9 protein-coding genes are annotated in these 10,943 nt (G+C 62.6%); all 9 read left to right on the top strand.

The genetic code is table 11. From position 1 onward, the window contains the following. The first annotated feature begins 78 nt into the window (after positions 1 to 78). On the top strand, positions 79 to 312 hold the full coding sequence (locus tag ACX3OZ_RS11225; protein WP_459095877.1) for a hypothetical protein: 234 nt from the start codon (positions 79 to 81) through the stop codon (positions 310 to 312). Between the two features lie 115 nt (positions 313 to 427). After that, entirely contained in the window at positions 428 to 1,036 is a 609-nt protein-coding gene (locus ACX3OZ_RS11220; RefSeq protein WP_459095878.1) for an AprI/Inh family metalloprotease inhibitor, read from the top strand. A 159-nt stretch (positions 1,037 to 1,195) separates the two neighbouring features. Further along, entirely contained in the window at positions 1,196 to 2,344 is a 1,149-nt protein-coding gene (gene zapE, locus ACX3OZ_RS11215) for a cell division protein ZapE (protein ID WP_459095879.1), read from the top strand. Between the two features lie 251 nt (positions 2,345 to 2,595). Then, entirely contained in the window at positions 2,596 to 3,558 is a 963-nt protein-coding gene (gene mdh, locus ACX3OZ_RS11210; protein WP_459095880.1) for a malate dehydrogenase, read from the top strand. 113 nt (positions 3,559 to 3,671) lie between these two features. Next, positions 3,672 to 4,871: an ADP-forming succinate--CoA ligase subunit beta gene (sucC, locus tag ACX3OZ_RS11205; protein ID WP_459095881.1), complete on the top strand. Its 1,200-nt coding sequence runs from the start codon at positions 3,672 to 3,674 to the stop codon at positions 4,869 to 4,871. A 24-nt stretch (positions 4,872 to 4,895) separates the two neighbouring features. After that, positions 4,896 to 5,801, top strand: a complete 906-nt coding sequence (sucD, locus tag ACX3OZ_RS11200) for a succinate--CoA ligase subunit alpha (RefSeq protein ID WP_459095882.1) — start codon at positions 4,896 to 4,898, stop codon at positions 5,799 to 5,801. Positions 5,802 to 6,001: 200 nt separating this feature from the next. Then, positions 6,002 to 9,004 carry a 2-oxoglutarate dehydrogenase E1 component gene (locus tag ACX3OZ_RS11195; protein ID WP_459095883.1) on the top strand — a complete coding sequence of 1,001 codons (3,003 nt, stop codon included), beginning with the start codon at positions 6,002 to 6,004 and terminating at the stop codon, positions 9,002 to 9,004. A 12-nt stretch (positions 9,005 to 9,016) separates the two neighbouring features. After that, a complete protein-coding gene (gene odhB, locus ACX3OZ_RS11190; RefSeq protein WP_459104516.1) occupies positions 9,017 to 10,282 on the top strand; it encodes a 2-oxoglutarate dehydrogenase complex dihydrolipoyllysine-residue succinyltransferase in 1,266 nt (421 codons plus the stop codon). A gap of 161 nt (positions 10,283 to 10,443) precedes the next feature. Beyond that, on the top strand, positions 10,444 to 10,890 hold the full coding sequence (locus ACX3OZ_RS11185; protein WP_459095885.1) for a hypothetical protein: 447 nt from the start codon (positions 10,444 to 10,446) through the stop codon (positions 10,888 to 10,890). The last annotated feature ends 53 nt before the right edge of the window (positions 10,891 to 10,943 follow it).

Here is a 10,943-nt window from a genome sequence, read left to right as displayed (position 1 = left end):
ATGCGGGAATTATGCAACGGGCTAGCCCTTGCGCCACGCCCCATTGACCGTCAGGATCAAGCCAACATGGAGGCCGGCATGGACTACCAGATCATCGCGCAAGCCAAGAACGTTCCGCAGGCCATGGCATTGGCCGTGGCGTTGCGGGCCTATGGGTTCCACCCGCTCGAACAGGGCGATGGCGGCTTGCCCGGGGTGTCGAATCTGTTCGGTCCCGAAGGGGTTCCGGTGCAGGTGCCGGAAGACGAAGCGGCGGATGCAACTGTTCTGGTGGTAGAGTTGCTCAAGGAAATGGCCGATTCTACCCCCTAAAAACTGCCACATTGGTCAGGCTTGCTGTACTGGTGCGGTTGAACGCAGCGCGGTCCTTAGCTATAAGCCAGCCAAGCTGTTAACAAAAATTAAGCCTTAGGGCAGGAGCTCTCTCATGATGGATTGGATGCGCGGATCGTTGTCCGCGGTAGGCGTGGTGGCAATCGCCGTCGTGCTGGCAGCGTGCCAGTCCACCGGTTCCAATACAGCCAACCTCAACACGATCGGCGCGCCATCGCAGTTGCAGCCGGTGCAGAGTTCGACGGTGCAGCAGGGTACCCTGCCGGCCATTGGCGCCACCGGCACTCCGGCACCGGGCCTGTCGGGCCAGCCTATTCTGGGCGGCGTTCCGGCCAACTCGACCGGTATTGCCAGCCTGCCCAGCGCCAATCCGGGCAGCTCCATCGTCTCGCTCGATCCGCTGGCCCAGCCCGTCGCGGGCGGCATGAGTGCCGGCCCTGAAGGCACCTGGAACGTGGTGGCTGGCGCCGCCACCTGCCGCATCAACCTGCCGATGACCTCCAAAACCGGCACCAGCTACTACCGCGCGTCGGCCCCGGGCTGCACCGTGCCGCAGATCGCTTCGGTCGCCGGCTGGCAGCAGGTCGGCAGCCAGCTCCAGCTTTATGATGAGAACGGCAATATCGCGGCCTTCCTCGCCCCCAGCGGCGGCCGCTATATCGGCACCATGGGCGGTGGCCAGGCCATCTCCATGTCGCGCTAAGTCATTGCGGAAGCCGGCCGACAGGCCGGCTTCTTGCTTTTTGCCGCCGCTTTCCGCACATGTGCAGCCGACCTCATGGTGAGCCACCACGCGGTCACGCCACAATTGTGCCCCGACCTCGTCCGCTCGCGATGAGGTCCACTTTGAGAATTCGCATCCTTGAACTCCCAGGCTTCCATTCCGGCCGGTAGCACCGCCCCCGTCAGCGCCGCCTATGCGGATTTGGCGGCGCGTGGCGTCTTGCAGGCCGATCCGGCGCAGCGCGACGCCGCGGCGCTGCTCGATACTGTGCTGGCCGGGCTTGTCGCCGAACGGCCCCGGCGGCTGTTGGGCAAGTTCTTCAAGCCCGAGCCAGTGCGCGGGCTCTATCTCCATGGCGAGGTGGGGCGCGGCAAGACCATGCTGATGGACCTGTTCTTTGCCGCAGTGCCGATCAAACAGAAGCGGCGGGTGCATTTCCACGAATTCATGGACTCCATCCATGCCGGCATGGCGGCGTTCCGCAAGAGCGCCAAGGGCAAGGATGCCGATCCGGTGGAAGCCGTGGTCAAACCGTTGCTCAGGTCGGGCCTGCGCCTGCTGTGCCTCGATGAATTTCACGTGCATGACATCACCAATGCCATGCTGCTGTATCGGCTGTTCGACAAGCTGTTCGCCCATGGCGTGACGCTTGTGGCGACGTCCAATGTGCTGCCCGACGATCTCTACCGCGATGGCCTCAACCGGCAGCTTTTCCTGCCGTTCATCGCGCTGCTCAAGCAATATACCGTGATCGCGGCGCTGCCGGCAGAGCGGGACTATCGGCGGATGAAATTTGCCGGTCAGCATGTCTATGCCTTCGGGACAGGACCTGACGCCCGCGCCGAAATGGACCGGCTGTGGCTGCGCATCACCGGCGGCGAGCCTGGGGCGCCCGGCGTTGTGGACAGCATCGGACGGAAAATCGTCGTGCCGCTGGTCGCCATGGGCGCAGCGCGCTTCAACTTTGCCGATCTCTGCGAAAAGCCGCTCGGCTCGCGCGATTTCGTCCGCATCGCCCATCAGTTCGATTCGATCATCATCGATGGCGTGCCGCAGATGGATCGCACCAAATCGGATGCGGCCAAGCGCTTCATCCTGCTGATCGACAATCTCTATGATCGCGGCGTCAAGCTGGGCGCCAGCTTTGCCGTGCCGCTGGAACAACTGGGGCACGACCAGCGCACCGCCTTTGAATTCCAGCGCACAATCTCCCGGCTGACCGAGATGCAGTCCGAGGAATATCTGGAAAAAGCCCTGCGCGACACCCCGAGCGACGCGGTGAACTGACCCAACCCCGACGCGGCGGCTGTGGCATCAAAGGGACCGCCATTCGGGCGTAGCCCGCATGGCCTTCTCGCCTAAAATCGCTCCACTGGAGCGATTTTCCCTTTGGGAGGGCTCGAAGCTTGCCCAATCGGCACCACCCCTTCGCCCATCAGCAAGGCCCAATCCGCCCTTTAGACGAACGGTTCACTTGCCCCTCATGACGTGGGGGGCTAAGAGGTGCGCCAATTCAACGCAGTCTGGGATGAAGACTTATGGCGCGCAAGAAGATCGCTCTTATCGGCTCGGGTCAGATTGGCGGTACGCTCGCCCATCTCGCCGCTCTCAAGGACCTCGGCGACATCGTATTGTTCGATATCGTTGACGGGGTGCCCCAGGGCAAGGCGCTCGATATCTCCCAGTCGGCTCCGGTAGAGGGCTATGACGCCCGCATCACCGGCACCTCCAAATACGAAGATCTGGCGGGCGCTGACGTGGTCATCGTCACCGCCGGCGTGCCGCGCAAGCCGGGCATGAGCCGCGACGACCTGCTCGAAATCAACCTCAAGGTGATGGAGCAGGTAGGCGCAGGCATTGCCAAATATGCCAAGGACGCCTTCGTCATCTGCATCACTAACCCGCTCGACGCGATGGTCTGGGCGCTGCAGAAGTTCTCTGGCCTGCCCACCAACAAGGTGATCGGCATGGCCGGCGTGCTGGACAGCTCGCGTTTCTGCCATTTCATCGCCGACGAGCTTGGCGTGTCCGTTCAGGACGTCAATGCCTTCGTGATGGGCGGCCATGGCGACACCATGGTGCCGCTGGCCCGCTACTCGACCGTCGCCGGCATCCCGCTCACCGACATCGTCAAGATGGGCTGGATGAGCAAGGAGCGCCTCGAAGAAATCATCCAGCGCACCCGCGATGGCGGCGCCGAGATCGTCGGCCTGCTCAAGACCGGTTCGGCCTTCTACGCTCCTGCCACTTCGGCCATCGCCATGGCCGAGAGCTACCTCAAGGACAAGAAGCGCGTGCTGCCCGCTGCCGCCTATCTGGATGGCCAGTATGGCGTGAAGGGCACCTATGTCGGCGTGCCGGTGGTCATCGGCGCCGGTGGCGCCGAGAAGGTCATCGAGATTTCGCTGAACTCGGCGGAGCAGAAGGCATTCGACAAGTCGGTTGCCTCGGTCGAAGGCCTGATCGACGCCTGCAAGAAAATCGCGCCCAAGCTGGCGTAACCGCACATTTTACGTCGGATTGTCGTCTCCTCCCCGTAGGGGGAGGGGCGGCAGACTGAATGGCCCGGGCTACCAGTCGGGCAGCAGAATTTCACCCATAAAGGGGACTTTGAATGAACATCCATGAACATCAGGCCAAAGAGCTGCTGAAGTCGTATGGCGCGCCGGTTGCGGCGGGCGTGGCGATCTTCTCGGCCGACGACGCTGCTGCGGCTGCCCAGTCGCTGCCGGGTCCGCTCTATGTGGTCAAGAGCCAGATCCACGCCGGTGGGCGCGGCAAGGGCAAGTTCAAGGAGCTCGGCCCCGATTCCAAGGGCGGCGTGCGTCTCGCCAAGACCATCGACGAGGTCGTGGCCTTCTCCAAGGAAATGCTGGGCAACACGCTGGTGACCAAGCAGACCGGCGACGCCGGCAAGCAGGTCAATCGCCTCTATATCGAAGACGGCGCCGACATTGCCCGCGAGCTGTATTGCTCGCTGCTGGTCAATCGTGAGAGCGGCCGGGTCTCCTTCGTGGTTTCCACCGAAGGCGGCATGGACATCGAGGCCGTGGCCGAGCACACGCCGGAAAAGATCATCACCGTCGATATCGATCCGGACACCGGCGTGACCGCAGCCGATGTGGCCACCATCGTTGGCGCGCTGGCGCTCGATGGCGATGCCAAGGCCGATGCCACCACGCTGTTCCCGATCCTCTACAAGGCGTTCACCGAAACCGACATGAGCCTGTTGGAAGTGAACCCGCTGATCGTGCTGACCGATGGTCACCTGCGCGTGCTCGACGCCAAGGTCAGCTTCGACAACAATGCCGCCTTCCGCCACGACGAGCTGAAGCCCCTGCGTGACCTCTCCGAGGAAGACGCCAAGGAAATCGAAGCCTCGAAGTATGATCTCGCCTATGTCGCCCTCGACGGCAATATCGGCTGCATGGTCAATGGCGCCGGTCTGGCCATGTCCACCATGGACATCATCAAGCTCTACGGCGCCGAGCCGGCAAACTTTCTCGACGTTGGTGGCGGTGCCTCCAAGGAGAAGGTGACGGCGGCGTTCAAGATCATCACGGCCGATCCGGCGGTGAAGGGCATCCTGGTCAACATCTTCGGCGGCATCATGCGCTGCGACGTCATTGCCGAAGGCGTGATCGCTGCGGTCAAGGAAGTCGGCCTGCAGGTGCCGCTGGTGGTGCGTCTCGAAGGCACCAACGTCAAGGAAGGCAAGGCCATCCTCAATCAGTCCGGCCTCAACGTCATCTCCGCTGATGACCTCGATGACGCGGCGCAGAAAATCGTCGCTGCCGTCAAGTCCGCTGCCTAACGCCCTGCAAGAGAGACCAAACCAATGTCGATTCTCGTCAATAAAGACACCAAGGTTCTCGTTCAGGGCCTGACCGGCAAGACCGGCACCTTCCATACCGAGCAGGCACTGGCCTATTACGGCACCAAGATGGTCGGTGGCACCCATCCTAAGAAGGGCGGCGAGTCCTGGTCGTCGGGCGTTGATGGCACCCAGCTGCCGATCTTTGCCTCGGTAGCCGAGGGCAAGGAACGCACTGGCGCCAATGCTTCGGTGATCTATGTGCCGCCTCCGGGCGCTGCCGCTGCCATCGAAGAAGCCATCGACGCGGAAATCCCGCTGATCGTCTGCATCACCGAAGGTATTCCGGTGCTCGATATGGTGCGGGTCAAGGCCAAGCTGGCCAAGTCCAAGTCGCGCCTGCTTGGCCCGAACTGCCCGGGCGTGCTGACGCCGGAAGAATGCAAGATCGGCATCATGCCGGGCTCGATCTTCTCCAAGGGTTCGGTGGGCATTGTTTCGCGCTCCGGCACTCTTACCTATGAAGCCGTGTTCCAGACCACCAATGAAGGCCTGGGCCAGACCACCGCTGTCGGTATCGGCGGCGACCCGGTCAAGGGCACCGAATTCATCGACATGCTGGAAATGTTCCTCGCTGACGAAGCCACCAAGTCGATCATCATGATCGGCGAAATCGGTGGTTCGGCTGAAGAAGACGCCGCCCAGTTCCTGATCGATGAAGCCAAGCGCGGCCGCAGCAAGCCGATGGCTGGCTTCATCGCTGGCCTCACTGCACCTCCGGGTCGCACCATGGGTCATGCTGGCGCCGTAATTTCAGGCGGTAAGGGCGGGGCGGAAGACAAGATTGCCGCGATGGAAGCTGCGGGCATCCGCATGTCGAAGTCGCCGGCCCGAATCGGCCGCACCCTGAGCGAACTGCTCAAGGGCTAAGTCTGCCGTGCTTTCGCCTCCCGGCGATGCTGCGCAGATCACGATTAGATGAGCGGCGGCGCCGGGTGGCGGCGCCGCAAGTCTTAACAAGATACAAAGGATATGCAGTCACTATCCCCGAAAATTGTGACTGTTGAGATCAGGCCGCAGGCCGGTTCATTGAGAAGGATGGCGGGGCGTGGGCCTCGCATAAAAACGCGATGACACGACAGGAAAAGAACGACACGTTCTTGCTGACCTCGTTCCTCTATGGTGGGAACGCCGACTACATCGAGCAGCTCTATGCCCGCTACCGGACCGATCCGTCCAGCGTGGATGAGACCTGGCAGAGCTTCTTCTCCAAACTCGGCGACGGCGACGGCGTTGCCGAGCAGAACGCCGAAGGTCCCAGCTGGGGCCGGGCGGACTGGCCGCAGAGCGCCAAGGGCGAGCTGATCAGCGCGCTGGATGGTGACTGGGGCGACATTGCCGTCAAGGCCGAGAAGGCCATCGCCAAAAAGGCCGAGGCGCTCGGCGTCGCCAAGACCAGCGTCGCCGACGTGATGCAGGCGACCCGCGACTCGATCCGCGCCATCATGATGATCCGCGCCTACCGCATGCGCGGGCATCTGCATGCCGATCTCGATCCGCTCAAGATGATGGAAGAAGAGCCGGCGCCGGAACTCGATCCGGGCAGCTACGGCTTCACCGAGGCCGATTACAGCCGCAAGATCTTCATCGACAACTATCTCGGTCTTGAATACGCGACCCTTCCCGAGATGCTGGCGATCCTGCGCCGCACCTATTGCGGCACCGTCGGCATCGAATTCATGCACATGTCCGATCCTGAGGCCAAGCAGTGGATTCAGGAACGCATCGAAGGCCCGGACAAGGAAATCACCTTCACGCCCGAGGGCAAGAAGGCGATCCTGTCCAAGCTGATCGAGGCCGAAGGCTTCGAGAAGTTCATCGACGTCAAATATACCGGCACCAAGCGCTTCGGCCTTGATGGCAGCGAATCCACCATTCCGGCGCTTGAGCAGATCATCAAGCGCGGCGGTGCCCTGGGCATCAAGGACATCGTGCTGGGCATGGCTCACCGCGGGCGTCTCAACGTGCTGACTCAGGTGATGGCCAAGCCGCACCGCGCGCTGTTCCACGAATTCAAGGGCGGCGCCTTCTACCCCGACGACGTCGAGGGTTCGGGCGACGTGAAGTACCACCTGGGTGCCTCGTCTGACCGCGAGTTCGACGGCAACAAGGTTCACCTGTCGCTGACCGCCAATCCGAGCCATCTCGAAATCGTTGATCCGGTGGTGCTGGGCAAGTCCCGCGCCAAACAGGACCAGCATATTTCGCCCGATGGCAAGCTGGTCAACATGGACCAGGACGGTCGTCCCGACCGCTCCATGGTGCTGCCACTGCTGATCCATGGCGATGCCGCCTTTGCCGGGCAGGGCGTGATCGCCGAGTGCCTGGGCCTGTCGGGCCTCAAAGGGCACCGCACGGGTGGTTCGATCCACTTCGTGATCAACAACCAGATCGGCTTCACCACTTCGCCGATGTATTCGCGTTCGTCGCCCTATCCGACCGACGTCGCCAAGATGATCGAAGCGCCGGTGTTCCACGTCAACGGGGATGACCCGGAAGCCGTGGTGTTCGCCGCCAAGGTGGCGGTGGAATATCGCCAGAAGTTCGGCAAGCCGGTCGTCATCGACATGTTCTGCTATCGCCGCTTCGGCCACAACGAAGGCGACGAGCCCAGCTTCACCCAGCCGCTGATGTACTCCAAGATCCGCTCGCACAAGACGACGCTGGAGCTGTATTCGGACAAGCTGGTGGGCGAAGGCCTGCTGACGGCGGCCGAGGTCGACAAGCTCAAGGCCGATTGGCGCGCCACGCTCGAACGCGAGTTCGAGGCCGGGCAGGACTATCGTCCGAACAAGGCCGACTGGCTTGATGGCGCCTGGAAGGATTTCCGTCAGGCCGATCAGGAAGGGCCGCGTCGCGGCACTTCCGGGGTCGAGATGGACCGTCTGACCGCGATCGGCACCGCGCTGACCCGCGTGCCGGAAGGCTTCAACGTCCACCGTACGGTCAAGCGCTTCATGGATAACCGCCTGGCGGCGATCCAGTCCGGCGAAGGCATTGATTGGGCGACGGCGGAGGCCTTGGCCCTTGGCACGCTGGTGACCGATGGTCATCCGGTGCGCCTCAGCGGTCAGGACGTGGAACGCGGGACCTTCAGCCAGCGCCATTCGGTGCTGAATGATCAGCTCGTCGACAACAAGAGCTATACCCCGCTCAACAACCTCGCGCCGGACCAGAGCCGCTATGAGGTCATCAACTCGATGCTGTCCGAAGAGGCGGTGCTCGGGTTCGAATATGGCTACTCGCTGGCGGAGCCCAAGGCGCTGACCATCTGGGAAGCCCAGTTCGGTGACTTCGTCAACGGCGCCCAGGTGGTGATCGACCAGTTCATCAGCTCGGGCGAGCGCAAGTGGTTCCGCATGTCGGGCCTCGTGATGCTGTTGCCGCATGGCTATGAAGGGCAGGGCCCGGAGCATTCCTCGGCGCGTCCCGAGCGGTTCCTGCAGCTCTGCGCCGAAGACAATATGCAGGTCGCCAACTGCACCACGCCGGCCAACTATTTCCACATCCTGCGCCGGCAGGTGACCCGCGACTTCCGCAAGCCGCTGATCCTGATGACGCCCAAGAGCCTGCTGCGCCACAAGCGTGCCACCTCGGGGCTGGTCGAACTGGGGCCGGATTCCTGCTTCCATCGTCTGCTGTGGGACGATGCCGAAGCGCCGGGCGTGCCCAAGACGACCACCAAGCTGGTGGGCGACGACAAGATCCGTCGCGTCGTGCTGTGCACCGGCAAGGTCTATTACGACCTGCTGGAAGATCGCGAGAAGAAGGGCATCAACGATGTCTATCTGCTGCGCATCGAGCAGCTCTATCCGTTCCCGGCCAAGGCGCTGCTGGACGAATTGAGCCGCTTCCAGAATGCCGAGATCATCTGGTGTCAGGAAGAGCCCAAGAATATGGGTGCCTGGGCCTTCATTCAGCCCTATGTTGAGTGGGTCTTCGACCAGATGGGCCGTACCGGCCAGCGCGTGCGCTATACCGGTCGTCCGGCTTCGGCCTCCACTGCCACGGGTCTGATGCGGACCCATCTCGCCCAACTGCAGGCCTTCCTCGACGAAGCCCTCGGCAGCTAAAAGGACCAAACAATGTCGACTGAAATCCGCGTCCCCACTCTTGGCGAAAGCGTCACCGAGGCAACGATTGGTCAGTGGTTCAAGAAGGTGGGTGACACTGTCACCGCCGATGAGCCCATCGTCGAACTGGAAACCGACAAGGTGACCATCGAAGTTCCTGCGCCGGCTTCCGGCGTGCTCGAAGCCATCGCCGTCCAGCCGGGCGAGACGGTGGATGTCGGCGCGCTGCTCGGCGCCATCGGTGGGGCTGGTGCCGTCTTTGCTGCGGCTCCGGCTGCTGCCGCGCCGACCCCGGCCAAGGCCGAGGTTCCCGCTGCCAATGCTGCCGGTCCCGAGCCGGTCAAGCCTGCCACCACCACCATGGCGCCGGCCCCGTCGGCGCAGAAGCTGATCAATGAAAGCGGCCTTGCCGCTGGCGATGTCGCTGGTTCGGGCAAGCGCGGTCAGGTGCTCAAGGAAGACGTGCTGTCGACCCTGGCCAAGCCTGTCGCCGCGCCGGCTGCTGCTACCGCTCCGGTGGCCAAGGCCGAAGCCCCCAAGGCGCCGGCTCCGCGTGGTCCGGTTGCTGCCGATGATGCGAGCCGCGAAGAGCGGGTCCGCATGACCCGCCTGCGCCTGACCATCGCCCGCCGCCTCAAGGATGCCCAGAACACCGCCGCCATGCTGACCACCTTCAACGAGGTGGACATGAAGCCGGTGATGGACCTGCGCGCGTCCTACAAGGAACTGTTCGAGAAGAAGCACGGCGTCAAGCTCGGCTTCATGGGCTTTTTCACCAAGGCCGTGGTGCACGCCCTCAAGGAAATCCCCTCGGTCAATGCCGAGATCGATGGCGATGACCTGATCTACAAGAACTACGCCCATATCGGCGTGGCTGTGGGCACCGAAAAGGGCCTCGTCGTGCCGGTGGTGCGCGATGCTGACCAGATGTCGATTGCCGATATCGAGAAGTCGATCAACGCGCTCGGCAAGAAGGCCCGCGACGGTCAGCTGTCGATGGCCGACATGCAGGGCGGCACCTTCACCATCTCCAATGGTGGCGTTTATGGCTCGCTGATGTCGACGCCGATCCTCAATGCCCCGCAGTCGGGTATTCTGGGCATGCACAAGATCCAGGAGCGGCCCGTAGTGGTCGGCGGTCAGATCGTCATCCGTCCGATGATGTATCTGGCACTGAGCTACGACCACCGGATCGTCGACGGCAAGGAAGCCGTGACCTTCCTGGTGCGCGTCAAGGAAAGCCTTGAAGCACCCGAGCGTCTGGTGCTCGACCTCTAGTTTTGCCGCATTGCGGTGACATGAATTGGGGTCCGCTACGGCGGGCCCCTTTTTGTTAGCAGGATCGTGATGTGGGTTAAGTGCGATGCTAACAGTCTGTTAACGCGCGTGCCGCACATCACACCCTCTGTTATCGCGTTTTTTAAAGAGTAGTGCGCCTGTTGCGATCCCTGGTTTTTCCCGCTGTCATCTGGCTCGCCGCACTGATCCCCGCCGCCGCACAGGGCGCGGGCGACGCCGAGTTGATCGGCGAATTGATGGCATTTCATGGCTCGCAGGCCATCGTCTCGGCCATGACCACCCATTGCTACGAGACCACCGGGCTCGACCCCGCCTATAAGAGCGCCAACGACAATTGGTATCTGCGCAATATCGGCTTTCTCGATCTGGCCGACCGGGTGATCGCCCGGCTGGGCGGCGCCGCCGAGGGCCAGCAGCAGGCCGCCGAAACCTATGGCGGCACCCAGATCATGAGTGCCTACAATCAAGCGCCGGACAAGAATCTGTTCTGCCGGGGCCTGCTCGAGCAGATCGACAATGGGGCGCTCGATATCGACAAGCAGCTGCCGACGGCGCTTGGCAAGGCCCAGGCCATCGCCTCGGAGTAATACGCCGCCTCATGCTTTTGGCCGGCTTCGCTTTTGCCGCGCGATTGATTAGA

The organism is Devosia sp. A369, from assembly GCF_054489345.1.
Note: the sequence above shows the minus strand (reverse complement) of the source record. Positions and strands in the feature narration are given on the sequence as shown.

Excerpts from the sequence above, each read along its gene's own strand:
- odhB (WP_459104516.1), top strand. The coding sequence starts at position 9,017 with ATGTCGACTGAAATCCGCGTCCCCACTCTTGGCGAAAGCGTCACCGAG.
- sucD (WP_459095882.1), top strand. The coding sequence starts at position 4,896 with ATGTCGATTCTCGTCAATAAAGACACCAAGGTTCTCGTTCAGGGCCTG.
- ACX3OZ_RS11195 (WP_459095883.1), top strand. The coding sequence starts at position 6,002 with ATGACACGACAGGAAAAGAACGACACGTTCTTGCTGACCTCGTTCCTC.
- ACX3OZ_RS11225 (WP_459095877.1), top strand. The coding sequence starts at position 79 with ATGGACTACCAGATCATCGCGCAAGCCAAGAACGTTCCGCAGGCCATG.
- sucC (WP_459095881.1), top strand. The coding sequence starts at position 3,672 with ATGAACATCCATGAACATCAGGCCAAAGAGCTGCTGAAGTCGTATGGC.
- ACX3OZ_RS11220 (WP_459095878.1), top strand. The coding sequence starts at position 428 with ATGATGGATTGGATGCGCGGATCGTTGTCCGCGGTAGGCGTGGTGGCA.
- mdh (WP_459095880.1), top strand. The coding sequence starts at position 2,596 with ATGGCGCGCAAGAAGATCGCTCTTATCGGCTCGGGTCAGATTGGCGGT.